Source organism: Rhodanobacter sp. KK11, from assembly GCF_033345435.1.
GTDB lineage: Bacteria > Pseudomonadota > Gammaproteobacteria > Xanthomonadales > Rhodanobacteraceae > Rhodanobacter.
On the sequence record NZ_JAWPMI010000004.1, the window covers coordinates 265,581 to 283,696 of the forward strand.

14 protein-coding genes and 1 riboswitch are annotated in these 18,116 nt (G+C 68.6%); of the genes, 9 read left to right on the plus strand and 5 right to left on the minus strand.

Annotation, left to right across the window (positions count from 1 at the left end):
- Positions 1–74: 74 nt before the first annotated feature.
- Positions 75–1,766: a hypothetical protein gene (locus R5H19_RS11790; protein WP_318159198.1), complete on the plus strand. Its 1,692-nt coding sequence runs from the start codon at positions 75–77 to the stop codon at positions 1,764–1,766.
- Positions 1,767–1,830: 64 nt separating this feature from the next.
- Here the strand turns inward: R5H19_RS11790 and pnuC are convergent, their stop codons facing one another.
- The 3 genes from pnuC to R5H19_RS11805 all read right to left on the minus strand — a co-directional run bounded on the left by pnuC (position 1,831) and on the right by R5H19_RS11805 (position 5,934).
- On the minus strand, positions 1,831–2,418 hold the full coding sequence (gene pnuC, locus R5H19_RS11795) for a nicotinamide riboside transporter PnuC (RefSeq protein ID WP_318159199.1): 588 nt from the start codon (positions 2,416–2,418) through the stop codon (positions 1,831–1,833).
- 13 nt (positions 2,419–2,431) lie between these two features.
- Positions 2,432–4,615, minus strand: a complete 2,184-nt coding sequence (locus tag R5H19_RS11800) for a TonB-dependent siderophore receptor (protein WP_318159200.1) — start codon at positions 4,613–4,615, stop codon at positions 2,432–2,434.
- A gap of 54 nt (positions 4,616–4,669) precedes the next feature.
- A riboswitch (TPP riboswitch) is annotated at positions 4,670–4,766 on the minus strand.
- A gap of 31 nt (positions 4,767–4,797) precedes the next feature.
- Positions 4,798–5,934: a phosphotransferase gene (locus R5H19_RS11805; protein ID WP_318159201.1), complete on the minus strand. Its 1,137-nt coding sequence runs from the start codon at positions 5,932–5,934 to the stop codon at positions 4,798–4,800.
- A 140-nt stretch (positions 5,935–6,074) separates the two neighbouring features.
- On the opposite strand from R5H19_RS11805, the gene R5H19_RS11810 reads away from it, so the two are divergent.
- From R5H19_RS11810 to R5H19_RS11825, 4 genes are all read left to right on the plus strand, one after another.
- Positions 6,075–6,968: an AEC family transporter gene (locus R5H19_RS11810; RefSeq protein WP_318159533.1), complete on the plus strand. Its 894-nt coding sequence runs from the start codon at positions 6,075–6,077 to the stop codon at positions 6,966–6,968.
- A gap of 72 nt (positions 6,969–7,040) precedes the next feature.
- Positions 7,041–7,628: a response regulator gene (locus R5H19_RS11815; protein ID WP_318159202.1), complete on the plus strand. Its 588-nt coding sequence runs from the start codon at positions 7,041–7,043 to the stop codon at positions 7,626–7,628.
- Between the two features lie 30 nt (positions 7,629–7,658).
- Entirely contained in the window at positions 7,659–8,057 is a 399-nt protein-coding gene (locus R5H19_RS11820) for an RNA-binding S4 domain-containing protein (protein WP_318159203.1), read from the plus strand.
- A gap of 92 nt (positions 8,058–8,149) precedes the next feature.
- Entirely contained in the window at positions 8,150–8,791 is a 642-nt protein-coding gene (locus R5H19_RS11825) for a response regulator (RefSeq protein ID WP_318159204.1), read from the plus strand.
- A gap of 9 nt (positions 8,792–8,800) precedes the next feature.
- Here the strand turns inward: R5H19_RS11825 and R5H19_RS11830 are convergent, their stop codons facing one another.
- Both R5H19_RS11830 and mutS read right to left on the minus strand, forming a co-directional pair.
- Complete coding sequence (locus tag R5H19_RS11830; protein WP_318159205.1) at positions 8,801–10,243, minus strand: catalase; 1,443 nt, start codon at positions 10,241–10,243, stop codon at positions 8,801–8,803.
- 197 nt (positions 10,244–10,440) lie between these two features.
- Complete coding sequence (gene mutS / locus R5H19_RS11835) at positions 10,441–13,017, minus strand: DNA mismatch repair protein MutS (RefSeq protein WP_318159206.1); 2,577 nt, start codon at positions 13,015–13,017, stop codon at positions 10,441–10,443.
- Between the two features lie 90 nt (positions 13,018–13,107).
- Between mutS and R5H19_RS11840 the strand changes: the two genes are divergently transcribed.
- From R5H19_RS11840 to alaS, 4 genes are all read left to right on the plus strand, one after another.
- Entirely contained in the window at positions 13,108–13,617 is a 510-nt protein-coding gene (locus tag R5H19_RS11840) for a CinA family protein (protein WP_318159207.1), read from the plus strand.
- A 149-nt stretch (positions 13,618–13,766) separates the two neighbouring features.
- Positions 13,767–14,801: a recombinase RecA gene (gene recA / locus R5H19_RS11845; RefSeq protein ID WP_318159208.1), complete on the plus strand. Its 1,035-nt coding sequence runs from the start codon at positions 13,767–13,769 to the stop codon at positions 14,799–14,801.
- Positions 14,802–14,833: 32 nt separating this feature from the next.
- Positions 14,834–15,370, plus strand: a complete 537-nt coding sequence (locus R5H19_RS11850; protein ID WP_318159209.1) for a regulatory protein RecX — start codon at positions 14,834–14,836, stop codon at positions 15,368–15,370.
- Between the two features lie 84 nt (positions 15,371–15,454).
- Positions 15,455–18,082 carry an alanine--tRNA ligase gene (alaS, locus tag R5H19_RS11855; protein ID WP_318159210.1) on the plus strand — a complete coding sequence of 876 codons (2,628 nt, stop codon included), beginning with the start codon at positions 15,455–15,457 and terminating at the stop codon, positions 18,080–18,082.
- Positions 18,083–18,116: the final 34 nt, after the last annotated feature.

Below are 18,116 nucleotides of genomic sequence, written 5' to 3' on the forward strand. Positions count from 1 at the left end.
TCCTGCGGGGTTTCATGGGCCTGCGGGAGCGTGCGTGGTCCATCGTGCGTAGCCCTCTTCACCCGGAAGCCGTCATGACTCCCTTGGTCATCGGCGTCACCAGCCATCGCAACATCCCCGCCGGCGAAATCGAGCCGATCCGGCAACGCGTGCGGGATTTCCTGGCGCAACTGCGGCGCGACTTCCCTGCGCTGCCGCTGGTGGTGCTGTCGGCACTGGCCGAGGGCGGCGACCAGCTGGTGGCGCACGAGGCGCTCGCCGCCGGCGCGCGCCTGGTCGCGCCGTTGCCGTTGCCGCGGGAACTGTACGTGGATGACTTTGCCGACCCGGCGGTGCGCGCCGGTTTCGACGCGCTGTGCGCGCAGGCCGAGGTCATGCAGCTGCCGCTGCCGAAGGAGCAGTCGTTGCTTGAGCTCGGCACGCCGGGCTTCGCGCGCGATCGTCAATACGCCAAGGCCGGCGTGTATATCGCCAGCCACTGCCATGTCCTGCTGGCGATCTGGGACGGCAAGGAATCGGGCCGGCTCGGCGGCACCGCGCAGATCGTGAAATACCATCTGAGCGGCAGCATGCCGGGCCTGATCGACCGGCGCCGGGATACGCGCCACGTGCTGGGCGGCGGCGACGAGAGCCTGCTCTATCACATCGTCTGTTCGCGCGACGGGCCCGATGGTGCGCCGGCGGCCGGGCTGCTGCCCTTGCAGGTGTTGTGGCGTACCGCTGACACGGTTTCCGCCGCCGACAGCCTGCCGGCGGATTTCCGGCTGATGTTCGCGCGCATGGTCGAGTTCAATCGCGAATGCGACAAATACGCCGACGCGATCGCCGCGGCCGCGCCGGCGCAAGCGGCCGCCGGAACGCGCGACACCGCGGCGATCGATCGACTGTTCCATGCCGCCGACTGGCTGGCGATGCATTTCCAGCGGCGGGTACTGCTGGCCATGCGCCTGACTTACACGCTGGCGGCCTTGATGGGCATCGCCTTCACGTTCTATGCGCACATGCCCGCGCAGAACTTCCTGATCTACCTGTTCCTGTTCCTGTTCGCCAGCGGCGGCGCGGTGGCGGCGCTGGCCCGGTATCGCGGCTGGCACCGCAAGTATCTGGATTACCGCGCGCTGGCGGAGGGCCTGCGGATCCAGTCGTACTGGCGACGGGCGGGCGTCTCGGCGAACGCCGACCACGAGTTCGCGCATGACAACTTCCTGCAGAGGCAGAACATCGAGCTGGGCTGGATCCGCAACGTCATGCGCGCTGCCGGCCTCGACGCGGCGACCGGTGTGGCGACGTCCCCGCCGACCGCGCTGGCGGACGTCATTGCGGAGTGGGTGGGGGAGTCGGGGAAGTCCGGGCAGCTGCATTACTACGAGCGCAAGACCATCGAGCGCACCGGCCTGCACCACGTGACCGAAGCGATCGGCTCGCTCAGCCTGTGGGGCGGCGTGGCGATCAGCGTGTTCCTTGCCGCCTTCGTGCTCAAGCTGTCGCAGGAAACCAAGACCACCCTGGTGATGGTCATGGCGGTGCTGTCGATCATCGCCGCCGTGCGCGAGGCTTACGCTTACCGCAAGGCCGACAAGGAATTGATCAGGCAGTACCGCTTCATGCAGCGCATCTTCGCCAGCGCACGCGCGGCGCTGGACCGCACGCACGATCCCGTGCTGCAGCGGCAGATCCTGCTTTCGCTCGGCGACGCGGCACTCACCGAACACGCCGAATGGACGCTGATGCAGCGCGAGCGCCAGGTGGAGCACAGCAAGCTCTGATCGCTCCGGCTTGGCGGGCACCGGGTGGAGTGCTGCCGAGAGCGACGTCGCGCTGCAGCGGGCTTCAGCGAGGCGGGATGGGGAGAGCTGGCGTGGGTGCCTTGTCCACGCGCCGCCATGCGCGCAGGCCGATCACCGCCAGTGCCACGAACCCCACATACAACACTGACGTGATCAGCAGATGCTTGTAGACGTATTCGCCCACGTAGATCACGTCCACCACGATCCACAGCCACCACGCGGCGACGTGCCGCTTGGCCTGCCACCACTGCGCGACCAGACTGAAGGCGGTGAGCGCCGCGTCCAGCCAGGGCAGGGCGGCGTCGGTGCGGTAGTGCATGAACGCGCCCAGCGCCAGCGCGCCGAGGCTGCCGAGCGCCAGGTGCACGATCGCCTGCCGTCGCGGCAGCGCGGCCACTTCGACGCGGCCGTCCTCGCCCATGTGCTGCAGCCAGCGGTACCAGCCGTAGCCGATCAGTACCGCGAACGCCAGCTGCAGCAGCGCATCGGAGTAGAGCTTCGCGTGGACGAACACCCACGCGTAGACCAGCACCGAGATCAGCCCCACCGGCCAGCACCACGGGCGCCGGCGGGTGGTGAGCCAGACGCCCCAGGCGCTGACCAGCGCGGCGACGAGTTCGACCCAGGTCATGGCTGCCGGCCGCTCAGAATGCGTACGTCACGGACAGCCGGGCCAGCCGCGGCGCACCCGGGAACAGGTAGCTGTCGCCGCCGGAGCTGCCGGTGTCGCGCCAGTAGAAGCGGTTGAACACGTTGTCGACGCTGAGTCGCCAGGTCAGCGCATGGCCGTTCCACTGGCTGGCGTAACGCAGGCCGGCATCGAACACGTTGTACGCCGGCACGCGGGTCAGACCGTTCGGCGTGGCCACGTTGGGGCTGGCATAGCGCCAGCCGCCGAGCAGGCCGAGCCGGGGTGCGAACGGCAGGCGGTAGTCGACATACAACGCACTGCGCAGGCGCGGCACGTTGACTACCTGGTGGCCTTCGTAGGTCGGGGCGCCGGTGCCCTCGGCGCGCGCCCGGATCAGGTTGAGGCTGGCGGTGAGGCGCAGGTTGTCGGTGAGCTGGCCGGCGGCGTTGAGTTCCAGGCCGCTGTGCACCTCGTTGCCCTGCTGCACGAAGGTGAAGCCTTCGGCGGTGCCGTCCGGCCGGGCGAACTGGTACGGCTGGCGGATGCGGTACAGCGCGGCCGAAAGATCCAGCGTATCGCTCCAGGCGTACTTCACGCCGGCTTCGGCCTGACGTGCCAGCAACGGGGGCAGCGTGGTACCGCCGTTGGAGGTCCAGTACGGTGCCTCGTTGCCCAGCGACAGGCTTTCGCTGTAGCTGACGTAGGTGGTCAGTTGCGCGGAGGGCTGCCACAGCACGGCAGCCTGTGGCAGTGCCTTGCTGAGACGCGTGTCGCGTTCCGGCACGCCGCCGGCGTCGTAGGCGCGCTCGTGCAGGCGCACGAAGCGGCCGCCGAACAGCACCTGCCACTGCGGACCGAGGTGCACGCGGTCCAGCGCGAACACCGAGTGCTGCCAACTGGTCAGCCGGCGTGCCGACGCGCCCGGCTGGTTCGGCGACGGCGCGAACACCGGTGGGTCCACCTGGTCGATGTTGCCGGTGCCGACGTAGTCGTAGACATAGGGGCGGCGGTCGATGCTGCGGCGAAATGCGCTGGTGCCGACGCTGATTTCATGGCTGAGCGCGCCGGTGTCGAACGCGCCCTTCAGCACCGCTCGCGCCTCGTCATTGACGCGGGTGTCGTCGGGGCTGCGGTAGTCGTAGATGTCGTAGTCGCCGTTCGGCGCGAAGAACCAGCCCGGCGTGGCGCCGCTGGCGCAGTCGGGCGAGTAGAAGCAGCCGTAGGCGAACGCCACGTTGTCGTCGATCACCACGTGGCTGTGGCCGGCCGACAGTTGCGTGCTCCATTGGTCGCTGAAGCGGTAATCGAAGCGCAGCGTGCTGTTGCTGGCGTCGATGCCGACCGGCTGTTGCCACGGCTGGAAGCCGAGCAGGCGCGTGCGGTCGGGATGCGCCGGAAGCATGGTGCCGCCGAGCAACTGGTAGCCGGAGACCGAGCGCTGCCCGCTGGTCTGGTAATTGGTGTCCAGCCGCAGCGTGGCGTTCGAACTGATCTTCCAGTCGGCGGCCAGCGAAAGGAACGTGCGGCGGCCATCGGCGTGCCGCACATCGGAGTTCATGTCCTCGTGGGCGGCATTCACGCGCGCGCCGAAGGCGGGCGAGAGCCAGCCGCCGACGTCCACCGCGACATAGCGCGAGCCGTGCGAGTCGGTGCCGACGGTGGCGCTGCGCACATCGGCCGGGCGCTTGCTGACGTAGTTGACCAGGCCGCCCGGCGCGACCACGCCGGCTTCGAGGCCGCCGAGGCCCTTGAGGATCTCCACCCGCTGCTTGTCCTCCAGCGGCGCCAGCTGCTCGCCGCTGATGGTCATGTCGTTGAGCCGGTAGCCGGTGGCCAGGTCCAGCGCGAAGCCGCGGATGGCGATGTCCTGGTAGTAGCCGACCGGCGCGTAGTTGTCGCCGAGTGCCGCGTCGGAGCGGGCCAGTTCGCTCAGCGTGCGCGGCTGGCGGTCGTCGATCTGGTCGCGGGTGATCACGGTGATCGCGGCGGGGGTGTCGCGCAGCGGCGCATTGCCGAAGCTGCCGAAGGTGTCGATCTGCGAGTTGTCGGCGCGGTAGCCGGTGGCGCTGTCGGCTTCCACCTGCACCGGCGCCAGTTGCGTCGTTTGCGGGTTGTCGGCGGTGTCGCCGGCGTGGGCCGGTGCGATGGCGGCGAGCAGGGCGAGCAGCAGGGGAGTGCGGGGAAATGGCATCGTCATCGTCGTCGTCAAGGGAGTACGGACGAAGCGACGGCGACCCGGCTGTCGCGGGACAGACCGGATCTGCAAGCTCCCTACGCCGGTACTAACCGGGTCAGGTTCCAAGGGACTCTCTCAGCCCGGCTTTTGCCGGGCACCCCCGCTTCAAGAACGCGTATTAGACCACGAATGGCCGGGGAGGGTCAGGCGTGCTCGCGGATGGCCTGCAGCAGGGCCTGCCCCGATGGTGTGCCGAACCATGCCGCGTGGCCGCGCAGGAAGGTGTCGTAGGCGACGTCGGCGTTCGCGCGCGAATGCGTGATGGCGTGGTAATACTCGACCTCGGACAGCGCGAATTCCACGTGCACCAGCGGTAGCAGGTCCGCCAGCAAGTCCAGGTCGGTCGCATCCAGCGGGCGCTGCCGGCGATAGCCGTCGATCAGCGCAAGGGCGACGTCCGGGTGGGCGGCGTCGCGTCCGGTGTCGAGTGCTAACCAGGCGATCGCGTTGCGCTCGATCGCGGTGGCCAGGTCGAACAGCGCGAAATTGGCGGCGGCGAGGCCGAAGTCGAGCACGGCGCTGATCCGCGCGTCGCTGCCGCCGCTGCTCCAGCACAGGTTGGAGACGTGCCAGTCGCCGTGGGTCCACAGCCGCGGCTGCTGCGCCAGTCGTGGCTGGGCGGCAGCGTGCCATGGGGCGAGCAGTTCGGCGAAGTCATGTGGCCAGTCGCGCTCGCGCAGGTAATCGTCCAGGCCCGGGCGCTGCGGTAACTGCGCGCGCAGCGCGGCGACGGGATCGGGCGCAGCGATCAGCTCGCTGCGCGCAACCAGGATGTGGGCATCGCGCTGGGGCGCGCGGTAGTCCGCGGCGGCGTCGTGCAGCGTGGCCAGCATGCGGCCGGCGGTGCGGGCGTGTTCGAGGTTCGACAACGGCTCCCACGAGATCGCCTCGCGATACAGGTCGATGCCGGCGGCACGTTCGTGCACTTCGTAGACCCAGTCGCCGAGCGCCACGGCAGTCCGTCCTTGCGCATCGCGCAGCACGCCCGGGATCGGCATGTCGCGTTCGCGCAGGTGCGCGATGAAGCGATGTTCCTCGGTGAGCGTGGCGACCGAGCGCACGCTGCGGTGGTGGCGCTTGACGAACACGGTGGCGTGCTCGGTCTCGACCAGGCATGCCGCCGACAGTGGGCGCGGGCTGTGCCAGTCGATGCGGCGCGGCGCACCGGGTGCCGGATAGCCGCGCAGCAGCGTGGCGACCTCGCCGGCGGTCAGCGGCGGCCAGTCCGGCGGTGTGTGGTCGCCGGCCAGTCCGTGGGCGAGGTGCAGCGGGTCGTTCATGGAGTGGCGAGGTGTCCGCAGGCAGGGCAGGCCGCGGATTATCCCCGAAAGGGCGTGGCGGCTGCGTCCGCCGGTCGCCGGCGTGCGGCAGGCGGTCCCTATAATGGCCGACTTTCCCGTGGTGCCCACGCATGAGCGCGATGCTGCTGCTGTTCGTCTGCCTGATCCTCGGCACTCTGGTGGCGCGCTACGCGAAGCCGCCAGCGGGGATCGTGCCGGGCATCAACTGGTGGGTGCTCAATGTGGCGCTGCCGGCGCTGGTGCTGGAACTGATCCCGAAGGTGAAGTTCGATCCGCAGCTGTGGTTTCCGGTGGCGGCGATGTGGCTCACCTTCGGCGGCGCGTGGCTGCTGTTCGGCCTGCTCGGGCCGCGGCTGGGCTGGTCGCGGCAGCGCACCGGCGCGCTGATACTGGTGTGCGGGCTGGGCAATACGGCGTACATGGGCTACCCGATGATCGAGGCCTTGCACGGCAAGGCGGGCCTGGCGCTGGCGGTGGTGGCCGACCAGATCGGCGCGTTTCCGGTGCTGGCCTCGGCCGGCATCGTGGTGGCTTCGGTCTATTCCGGGCGCACGCTGCAGCCGCGCCTGATCGTCCGGCGCATCGTCACCTTTCCGGCCTTCATCGCGCTGGTGGCGGGCGTCATCGCCGGCCTGTGCGGCGGCTGGCCCGAGCTGTTGAATGGCGTGTTCGCGCCGATCGGCGCCACGCTGACGCCGCTGGCGCTGTTCTCGGTCGGCCTGCAGTTCAGGTTCCATCCGGGCCAGCGGCAGCTCGGCGCGACCGGCTGGGGCTTGGGCTGGAAGCTGTTGCTGGCGCCGCTGCTGTGCTGGGTGGTAGGCGCGGCCGCCGGGGTCGACGGGCTGGTGCTGACCGTCGGCGTGCTGCAGGCGGCGATGGCGCCGATGGTGTCGGCGACGATCCTGGCCGACGAGTACGGCCTGGAGCCGGCGCTGGCCAACACCGTGCTGGGCGCCGGCATCGTGCTGTCGCTGCTCACCGTCCCGCTGGGCAACTGGCTGCTGGGGGCGTAGCGCGCGGCTTGCTTCCGGCCCGCGCTGCGTCGAGACTAGCGCGCAGTCTCATGGGCTGGGGGAGCTCGTGTCATGGCAGGTTTCGATCTGATCAAGCGCATGTTCGGCGAGCACGGCGAACGTCGCGCGACGCCGCGCAGCGGCGAGCCGAAGGAAGCCTGCATCCTGGTGGTGGACGACTCGCCCACCATCCGCGCGGTACTCGGCAAGATGCTGGCGCAGAACCACCACGTGGTGCTGAAGGCGGCCGATGGCGAGAGCGCGCTGGAGATCGCGCGCACGGAACGCCCCGACCTGATCTTCCTCGACATCGTGATGCCCGGCATGAGCGGCTTCGTCGTACTGCGTGCGTTGCGCCACGACCTGATGACCCGCGACATCCCGATCGTGATGATCAGCGGCAACCTGCAGGCGACCGAGCAGTTCTACGTGCAGCGTTTCGGCGCCGACGATTTCATGAAGAAGCCGTTCGGCCGCAGCGAGGTGTTCGCGCGCATCGACAACCTCACGCGCAGCGGGCGCCTGGTGGTGCGCCAGCGGTCGGAAACAGAACGGATTCCGGCGGAGCCCGAACCCAGCGCGGCCGAGCATGCCGCCATTCCGGACATCGCGATGCCGGACCCGCACGACATGGTCGTGCCGCCCGCCGAACAGGCCTGAACTGTCCGCGATCGCGCGATAATCCGCGCGATGAGCCAACCACCCACCCCACCGATGACCGACGTGCGCGCCGACGTGTGGCTGTGGGCCGCGCGTTTCTTCAAGACGCGCAGCCTCGCCAAGCAGGCGATCGTCGGCGGGCGCATCGACGTCAACGGCGCCGCCTGCAAGCCGGCGAAGACCCTGCGTGCCGGCGACCGGCTGAAGATCGGCCGTGGCGAGGAGCGGCTGGAAGTCGAGGTCGTGGCGTTGTCCGACCGGCGCGGTCCGGCCAGCGTGGCGCAGGCGTTGTATGTCGAGACCGAGGCCAGTCGCGCGGCGCGTGAAGTCGCCCGCGAGCAGCACCGGCTGATCGGCGCGGGCGGCCCGCCGAAGCGCCCGGACAAGCAGGCGCGGCGCGAATTGCGACGGCTTAGAGACTTGCGCTGAGCAGTGCATCGCAGAATGTCGGTCAAATCTGCGGGAATATCCATGCAACTCCACGGGTTGGCACCGCCATCTCACAAAATCGGGAGGTTTGCATGGACGGACACGCACTGATGAACGGCCTCGGCTTCTTCAAGCGCCTGCTGGGCAGCCGCGGCGCCGTCGAGCAGCGCGTGGAGCCGCAGGCCGCGCTGGGCACGCGCATGCTGGTGGTGGACGACTCGCCCACGATCTGCGCCGTGCTCGGCAAGATGCTGCGCCAGGACGGCTACGCGGTGCTCAAGGCCACCGACGGCAAGGAGGCGATCGAGCTGGCCCGCAACGAACGGCCGGCGCTAATCTTCCTGGACATCGTGATGCCGGGCATGAACGGCTTTGCGGTGTTGCGCGCGCTGCGCCACGACCCGCTGACTCGTGACATCCCGATCGTGATGATCAGCGGCAATCCGCAGGCGACCGAGCAGTTCTACGTGCAGCGCTTCGGCGCTGACGATTTCATGCAGAAGCCCTTCGACCGCGACGAGGTCTACCTGCGCATCGGCCAGCTGGTACGTTGCGGGCGCCTGGACGGCCGGCAGCCGTCGGCGCCGGTGGCTGTCGATGCATTGCCGGCACTGGTCGCGGAACTGCCGGCCGACGAGCTGGCCGACATTCCCGACATCGCGATGCCCGACGCGGAAGCCACGCCGCACCTGGCTGGCGCAGCCCCGCTGCAGGTGGTTCACGGCATCGGCTGAGCGCCTGCCTCAGAGTGTCATGCCCAGTGCCCTGGCCACGCCCGCCGCGTAGGCCGGATCGGCCTTGGCGAAGTGGCCGAGTTGGCGACGGATGATTTCCTCCGGCACGCCCTGCATCGCCGCGGCGATGTTGTCGAACAGCTGCTGTTGCTGCTGCTCGCTCATCAGCCGGAACAGATCGCCGGGTTGCCGGTAATCGTCGTTGCCGGCGCGATGGTCGTAGCGGTCGGCGTCGCCGGAGATCCGCAGCGGCGGTTCCTTCATCGACGGGTCCTCGACCGGGCCACCGAACGAGTTCGGCTCGTAGTTCACGCGGCCGCCGCCGTTGTCGCCGTAGCGCATCGAGCCGTCGCGGGCATAGTTGTGCACCGGGCAGCGCGGCTGGTTCACCGGCAACTGGTCGTGGTTCGCGCCGAGCCGGTAGCGCGCGGCGTCGGCGTAGGCGAACAGGCGGAACTGCAGCACCTTGTCCGGCGAGAAGCCGATGCCGGGCACCACGTTGGCCGGCGAGAAGCTGGACTGTTCGACCTGGGCGAAGTAGTTGTCCGGGTTGCGGTTCAACTCCATCACGCCGACCTCGATCAGCGGGTAATCCTTGTGCGGCCATACCTTGGTCAGGTCGAACGGGTTGTACCAGGTCCTTCCGGCATCGGCTTCGGGCATGATTTGCACGTACAGCGTCCACCGCGGGAAATCCTTGCGTTCGATCGCCTCGTACAGGTCGCGCTGGTGCGATTCGCGGTCGTTGCCGATCAGCGTCGCCGCTTCGGCGTTGGTGAGGTTCTTGATGCCTTGCCGGGTCTTGAAGTGGAACTTCACCCAGTAACGCTCGCCGGCCTCGTTCCAGAAGCTGTAGGTGTGGCTGCCGAAGCCGTGCATGTGGCGCAGCGTGGCAGGGATGCCGCGGTCGCTCATCAGCGTGGTGACCTGGTGCAGCGACTCGGGCGACAGCGACCAGTAGTCCCACATCGCGGTGGCGTTGCGCATGTTCGTACGCGGGTCGCGCTTCTGGGTGTGGATGAAGTCGGGGAACTTGTACGGGTCACGGATGAAGAACACCGGCGTGTTGTTGCCGACCAGATCCCAGTTGCCTTCCCCGGTGTAGAACTTCAATGCGAAGCCGCGTACGTCGCGCTCGGCATCCGCCGCGCCGCGCTCGCCGGCCACGGTGGAGAAGCGCGCCAGCATCGGCGTGACCGTGACCGGCTTGAACACCTCGGCGCGGGTGTACTTCGTGATGTCGTGGGTGATGGTGAGCGTGCCGAACGCGGCCGAGGCCTTGGCATGCACCACGCGTTCGGGGATGCGCTCGCGGTTGAAGTGCGCGTGCTTCTCGAACAGCGCCACGTCCTGCACCAGCAGCGGGCCGCGCGGGCCGGCGGTGAGGCTGTTCTGGTTGTCGGCCAGCGGTGCACCGGCATCGGTGGTCAGGGTCTTGCGGTCCTGGCTCATGGTGGGCTCCTGTGGGGGACTTGGGCGTTCGGTCAATCTGCGCCGGCACGGCGATCAATGGAATTCGAATGTTCCGATGTAGGCGATAGCTCCCGGCTATGGGTCGAGCGGTCACCTGCCGGGCCCGGCGAGCCAGCATGGCCGATGAAGCGTGAGCGCAAGGTGGCGGCGGCGGGCGACGTTGCCCGCCGGAGCGGTCAGCTCAGCTGTTTCAGGCGGTACAGGGCTTCTAGCGCTTCGCGCGGGCTAAGCGCATCCGGGTCGAGCTGTTCCAGCGCGCGTTCGGCGGCGGAAGGTTGGGCCGGAGCGAACAGTCCCAGCTGCGGCGAGGATTCGGCGGCCGGCGCGGGCGTACCGGCGTGCCGGTGCATGCCGCGTTCGAGCTCGGTCAGGGTGCGTTTGGCGTCGGCGATCACCGACTTCGGCAGGCCGGCCAGCGCGGCCACCTGCAGGCCGAAGCTGCGGTTCGCCGGACCGTCCTTCACCGCGTGCATGAACACCAGTTGTTCGCCGTACTCCACCGCGTCCAGGTGCACGTTGGCGATGGTGGAAATCTCGCCGGCCAGTTCGGTCAGCTCGAAGTAGTGGGTGGCGAACAGCGTATAGGCGCGGCTGTGCCGCGCCAGGTGCACGGCGGCGGCGCGGGCCAGCGCCAGGCCGTCGTAGGTGCTGGTGCCGCGGCCGACCTCGTCCATCAGCACCAGGCTGTCGGCGGTGGCGTTGTGCAGGATGTTCGCCGTCTCGCTCATTTCCACCATGAAGGTGGACTGGCCACGCGAAAGATCGTCGCCGGCGCCGATGCGGGTGAAGATGCGGTCGATCGGGCCGATCACCGCGCGCGCCGCCGGCACGTAGCTGCCGATGTGCGCGAGCAGCACGATCAGCGCGTTCTGGCGCATGTAGGTGGACTTGCCGCCCATGTTCGGGCCGGTGATCACCAGCATGCGGCGGGTGTCGTCGAGCTTCAGGTCGTTCGGCTCGAACGGCTCGTCGCGGACTTTCTCGACTACCGGGTGGCGGCCGCGCTCGATCGCGATGCCGGGTTCGTCGGTGAGCTGCGGTGCACTCCAGTCCAGTGCCTCGGCGCGCTCGGCCAGGGTGGCCAGCACGTCCAGCTCGGCCATCGCGGCGGCGGCGGTTTTCAGCGGTTCGAGGTTCTCGATGAGCTTGTCGAGCAGCGCCTCGTACAGCGCCCGTTCGCGCATCAGCGAGCGTTCCTTCGCCGACAGCACCTTGTCCTCGAACGTTTTCAGTTCCTCGGTGACATAGCGCTCGGCGTTCTTTGTGGTCTGCCGGCGCGTGTAATGCGTGGGCGCCTTGTCCGACTGCGCCTTGGTGATCTCGATGTAGTAGCCGTGCACGCGGTTGTAGCCGACCTTCAGCGTGGTGATGCCGCTGGCGGCCTTCTCGCGTTCCTCCAGCTCGACCAGGAACTGGTCGGCGTGGGTGGACAGCCGGCGCAGTTCGTCGAGTTCGGCGTCGTAGCCGTCGGCGATCACGCCGCCGTCGCGCTGCAGCACCGGCGGCTGCGCCACGATGGCGTGGGCGAGCAGGGCGGCGGTTTCCGCGTGGTCGCCGATGCGTTCGACCAGGGCATGCAGTAGCGGGCTGTCCAGCGTGGCGATGTGTTCGCGCAACCTCGGTGCCGCGGCCAAGCCGTCGCGCAGGGTGGAGAGATCGCGCGGACGCGCCGAACGCAGCGCCACGCGGGCGAGGATGCGCTCCAGGTCGCCGATGCCGCGCAGCGTTTCGCGCAGCGTTTCGTGCCGATGGCTGTCGATCAGCGTGCCGATCGCCTGATGGCGCTGGCGCAGCAGTTCGCGTGAGCGCAGCGGCCGGGTCAGCCAGCGACGCAACGCTCGCGCACCCATCGGCGTCACCGTCTCGTCGAGCACGCCGAGCAGGGTGTGTTCGATGCGCCCGCTGGGGTGGATGTCCAGCTCCAGGTTGCGGCGAGTGGCGGCGTCCAGCGCAATGGTTTCGCTGGCGCTTTCCACCGCCATGCCGGTGAGGTGCGGCAGCGCGCTCTTCTGGGTTTCCTCGACGTAGCCGAGCAGGCAGCCGGCGGCAGCGACCGCCAGCGGCAGCTTGTCCGCGCCGAAGCCGCCGAGGTCGCGGGTGCCGAAGAAGCGGTTCAGCTCGCGCGCGGCGGCGTCGCCGTCGAAATGCCATGGCGGCCGCTTGCGCAGGCCGGGCAGGGCACTGACCAGCTTCGGCCAGGCCACGTCTTCCTGGACCAGCGTCTCGGCCGGCTGCAGCCGCGCCAGTTCGGCGGCCAGCGCCTCGGCATTCGGCACTTCGCTGAGCAGGAAGCGTCCGCTGCTGAGGTCGACCCAGGCCAGCCCGTAGTCGCCGTGCGCGCCGGCAGCGATCGCCAGCAGCAGGTTGTCGCGGCGTTCCTCCAGCAGTGCGGCGTCGGTCACCGTGCCGGGGGTGACGATGCGCACCACCTTGCGCTCGACGATGCCCTTGGCCAGCGCCGGATCGCCCATCTGCTCGCAGATCGCCACTGATTCGCCGAGGCGCACCAGCCGCGCCAGGTAGTTCTCCGCCGCGTGGTACGGCACGCCGGCCATCGGGATCGGCGCACCGCCGGATTGCCCGCGCTGGGTCAGGGTGATGTCGAGCAGTCGCGCTGCCTTGCGCGCGTCGTCGTAGAACAGCTCGTAGAAATCGCCCATGCGGAAGAACAGCAGCACGTCCGGGTGCGCGGCCTTGGCCGACAGGTACTGGCGCATGAACGGGGTGTGCTTGGTGAGATCGTCTGGGCTCATGCAATGCAAGTCTTGGCGTGGTCGCGCGGAACAGGTAGAACGGTGCCTCTGCGCGTGGCGCAAAGTTTCGTTCAAGTCCGGGAGTCTCGCATGGAGTCGTCGTCCGTTCCTAACGATGCCGAGTTGCTGGCGCTGGCCGCCGAGGTGGCCAGCGAGGTACAGCGCTGCCGGCTGATGCTGGTGACGGCCGAATCCTGCAGTGGCGGTTGGATCGCCAAGACGCTCACCGACCTGCCGGGTAGCTCGGCCTGGTTCGACGCCGGCGTGGTGACCTACAGCTACGAGGCCAAGGAAGCGCTGCTCGGGGTCAATCCACGTACGCTGGAGCACACCGGCGCGGTCAGCGAGGAAACCGTGCTGGAGATGGTGTCCGGCGCGCTGGCCCGTTTCGGCGCCGGCGTGGCGGTGGCGGTGACCGGCATCGCCGGGCCGTCCGGCGGCACTCCGGACAAGCCGGTCGGCACGGTGTGGATCGGCTGGAAACGTCGCGGCGGCTACGGTCACGCGCAGCTGTTCCACTTCCAGGGCGACCGCGAGGCGGTGCGCCGGCAGACCGTGGCGGCGGCGCTCACCGGCTTGCGCAAAACGCTGACGGAGTGACGCGCGGTCAGCCGCCAGACCGGCTTGACCGGTGTGGGATACTGGCCGCCAGCGTCGATCCTCCGTGGTCGCACCAGCCTGATCGCAGCCGGTGAGATTCGATCCGGGCATCATGCCACCCAATCACAGCCCAACCGGAACACAAGACGATGGATGACAACAAGCGCAAGGCGCTCACCTCCGCCCTCGGCCAGATCGAAAAACAGTTCGGCAAAGGCGCCGTGATGCGCATGGGCGACCGCGTCAACGAACCGGTCGAGACGATTTCCACCGGTTCGCTGGGGTTGGACATCGCGCTCGGCGTCGGCGGCCTGCCGCGCGGTCGCGTGGTCGAGATCTACGGGCCGGAGTCGTCCGGCAAGACCACCATGACCCTGCAGGCGATCGCCAGCTGCCAGCGTGCCGGCGGCACCGCCGCCTTCATCGACGCCGAGCACGCGCTCGACCCCAGCTATGCCGAGAAGCTCGGCGTCAAGGTCGACGACCTGCTGGTCTCGCAGCCGGACACCGGTGAGCAGGCGCTGGAAATCGCCGACATGCTGGTGCGTTCCGGAGCGGTGGACATGGTGGTGGTCGACTCGGTCGCCGCGCTGACCCCGAAGGCGGAAATCGAGGGCGAGATGGGCGACTCCCACGTCGGCCTGCATGCCCGCCTGATGAGCCAGGCGCTGCGCAAGCTCACCGCCAACATCAAGAAATCCGGCTGCCTGGTGATCTTCATCAACCAGATCCGCATGAAGATCGGCGTGATGTTCGGCAGCCCCGAGACCACCACCGGCGGCAACGCGCTGAAGTTCTACGCCTCGGTGCGCCTGGACATCCGCCGCATCGGCGCGGTGAAGAAGGGCGACGAGATCATCGGCTCGGAAACCCGCGTCAAGGTGGTCAAGAACAAGGTGGCGCCGCCGTTCCGCCAGTGCGAGTTCGAGATCCTGTACGGCGAGGGCACCTCGCGCGAGGGCGAGATCATCGAGCTGGGCGTGGCGCAGAACCTGATCGACAAGTCAGGCGCCTGGTACAGCTACAACGGCGACCGCATCGGCCAGGGCAAGGAGAACGTGCGCCAGTTCCTGCGCGACAACCCGGCGATCGCCAACGAGATCGACAAGCAGCTGCGCGAGCGTCTGCTGGTGCCGGTCGGCAAGCCGGCCGCCGCCGCGGAAGAGGCACTCGAGGAAGCGTGAGCCGTGCCCGCTGACGGTTCCTCACGGAAGACATGGCCCGGCTCGCCCGGGCCATGTCCGTTTGTGCAGCCATGAAACGCCGCGCCGGCGCGGACGATCCGGGCAAGCCGAAGCGCAGCGCCTATGACAAGGCGCTGGGCCTGCTGGCGCGCCGCGAGCATTCGCGCAAGGAGCTGAAGACCAAGCTGCGCCAGGGCGGCTACGAGGGGGACGAGGCCACGGCCGCGCTGGACCGGCTGGGCAAGCAGCATTACCAGGACGACGACCGCTTCGCCGAGGTGCTGCTGCGCAGCCGGATCGCCCAGGGTTACGGTCCGCAGCGCCTGCGCATGGAGCTGAAAAGCCACGGCCTGGCCGACGCGCGCATTCGCGAATTGCTGGACGAAGCCGAGGTCGACTGGGCCGCTTCGGCCACCGCCCAGTTGCGCCGCCGCTATGGCGGCGCGGGCACGAATGACCCGGCCGAACGCACCCGCCGGGCGCAATTCCTCTTGCGCCGCGGCTTTGCCGCCGCCACAGTACGAAGTGTTACCCACGCCGATGTGGACGAAGCCGACGATATTTCCTGAAATCCGCCCTCCGAAGATGGCGGGTTGACGGGTCGATCGGCCTGGCCGCGGCGTGGCCTTTATCGCCTGCCACGTTTGATCTGCATGAAAACCTCCGACATCCGCTCTGCCTTCCTCGACTACTTCCGCTCCAAGGGCCACACCATCGTGCCGTCCAGCTCGCTGGTGCCGGCCAGCGACCCGACCCTGCTGTTCACCAACTCGGGCATGGTGCCATTCAAGAACGTGTTCCTGGGCAGCGAGAAACTGTCCTACGTGCGCGCAGCCGACGTGCAGCGCTGCCTGCGCGCCGGCGGCAAGCACAACGACCTCGACGCCGTGGGCTATACCGCGCGCCACCACACCTTCTTCGAGATGCTGGGCAACTGGTCGTTCGGCGACTACTTCAAGCGCGACGCGATCATCTGGGCCTGGGAACTGCTGACCCAGGTGTTCAAGCTTCCGGCGGACAAGCTCTGGGTCACGGTCTATCACACCGACGACGAGGCCTACGGCATCTGGCACGAGGAAGTGGGCGTGCCGGCCGAACGCATCGTGCGCATCGGCGACAACAAGGGCGCACCCTACGCGTCGGACAATTTCTGGCAGATGGCCGATACCGGCCCGTGCGGCCCGTGCACCGAGATCTTCTACGACCACGGCCCCGGCGTGGCCGGCGGTCCGCCCGGTTCGCCGGACGAGGACGGCGACCGCTACATCGAGATCTGGAACCTGGTGTTCATGCAGTTCGACCGCGCGCCCGACGGCACGCTGAGCCCGCTGCCGGCGCCGTGCGTGGATACCGGCATGGGCCTGGAGCGCCTCGCCGCGGTGCTGCAGCACAAGCATTCGAACTACGAGATCGACCTGTTCGCGCACCTGATCCGCGTCGCCGGCGAACTCACCGGCACGCAGGACCTTGCCAACAAGTCGCTGCGCGTGATCGCCGACCACATCCGTGCCTGTTCGTTCCTGATCGTCGACGGCGTGCTGCCGTCGAACGAAGGCCGCGGCTACGTGCTGCGCCGGATCATCCGCCGCGCCTTGCGCCATGGCTGGATGCTCGGCGTGCGCGGTGATTTCTTCTGGAAAATGGTACAGCCGCTGGTCGAGGAAATGGGCCAGGCCTATCCCGAGTTGCCGGCGAAGCAGGCGTTCGTCGAGGATGCGTTGCGCACCGAGGAGCATCGCTTCGGCGAGACGCTGGAGCACGGCATGCACCTGTTCGACGAGGTGGCGGCGAAGTCGGGGAAAACCATTCCCGGTGCCGATGCGTTCCGTCTTTACGACACCTACGGTTTTCCGGTCGACCTCACTGCCGACATCGCGCGTGAGCGCGGGCTGGAAGTGGACATGGCCGGCTTCGAGCAGGCCATGAACGAACAGCGCGAGCGCGCCCGTGCCGCGGGCAAGTTCGGGGCCAGGGGCCAGATGCCGGCGGAACTCGCCAGCCAGCTCGCACCCACCGCCTTCCTCGGTTACGAGGCGCTGGCGGCGCAGGGCTGCAAGGTGCTGGGCATCGTGCACGATGGCCGCGAGGTGAAGCAGCTCGCCCAAGGCGAACAGGGCAACGTGATCCTCGACCGCACGCCGTTCTACGCCGAGTCCGGCGGCCAGGTCGGCGACACCGGCATGTTGTCCGGTACTGCCGGCCGTTTCGAGGTCGACGACACGCTGAAGATGGGCGGCGTGTTCTTCGGCCACGCCGGCACCTGGCACGGAACCCAGCCACTGAAGGCTGGCGACATGCTGGATGCGCAGGTCGACGCTGCGCGCCGCCAGGCCATCGTGCTCAATCATTCGGCCACCCACTTGCTGCACGCCGCGTTGCGCACGGTGCTGGGTACCCACGTGACGCAGAAGGGTTCGCTGGTGGCGCCCGACCGCCTGCGCTTCGATTTCGCCCATCACAAGCCGATGAGCCGCGAGGAGCTGGCCCAGGTCGAGGCATTGGTGAACGCCGAGGTGCGCCGCAACGCCGAGGCCGAGGTGCATCACATGGCCTACGACGACGCCATCGCGTTCGGCGCCATGGCGTTGTTCGGCGAGAAGTACGGCGACGAAGTGCGCGTGCTGAGGATGGGCGATTTCTCCACCGAATTGTGCGGCGGCACCCACGTGGCGCGTACCGGCGACATCGGCCTGTTCAAGATCGTCGGCGAAGCCGGCGTGGCCTCCGGCGTACGCCGCATCGAGGCGGTTACCGGCGCCGGCGCGCTGGCCTGGGTGGCCGACGAGGAACGCCGCCTGGGTGAGCTGTCGCATCTGCTTTCCAGCAGCGGCGACGATGCGGTGGAAAAGCTGCACCAGCTGTTCGACCGCCAGAAGAAACTTGAGCGCGAACTGGAGTCGCTGCGCAGCAAGACGGCAGGTTCGGCCACGGCCGACCTGGCACGCGCGGCGAAGGACGTCGGCGGGATCAAGGTGGCCGCCGCCCGGCTGGAAGGGCTGGACGTGAAGTCGCTGCGTGACAGCGTGGACCGCCTGAAGCAACAACTGGGTGACTGCGTGGTGCTGCTGGCCGGCGCCGCCGATGGCCGCGTTTCGCTGATCGCCGGCGTGCACGGCAAGGCGCTCGAACGGGTCAAGGCCGGCAACGTGGTGGCCCACGTCGCCACGCAGATCGACGGCAAGGGCGGCGGCCGGCCGGACATGGCCCAGGGCGGCGGAACCGACGCGCCGAACCTGCCCGCCATCCTTGCTGCGCTGCCGAATTGGGTGGCGGCCCAGTAGCTGGCGCGCGGGCAACCTGAATGCACCGTCCACC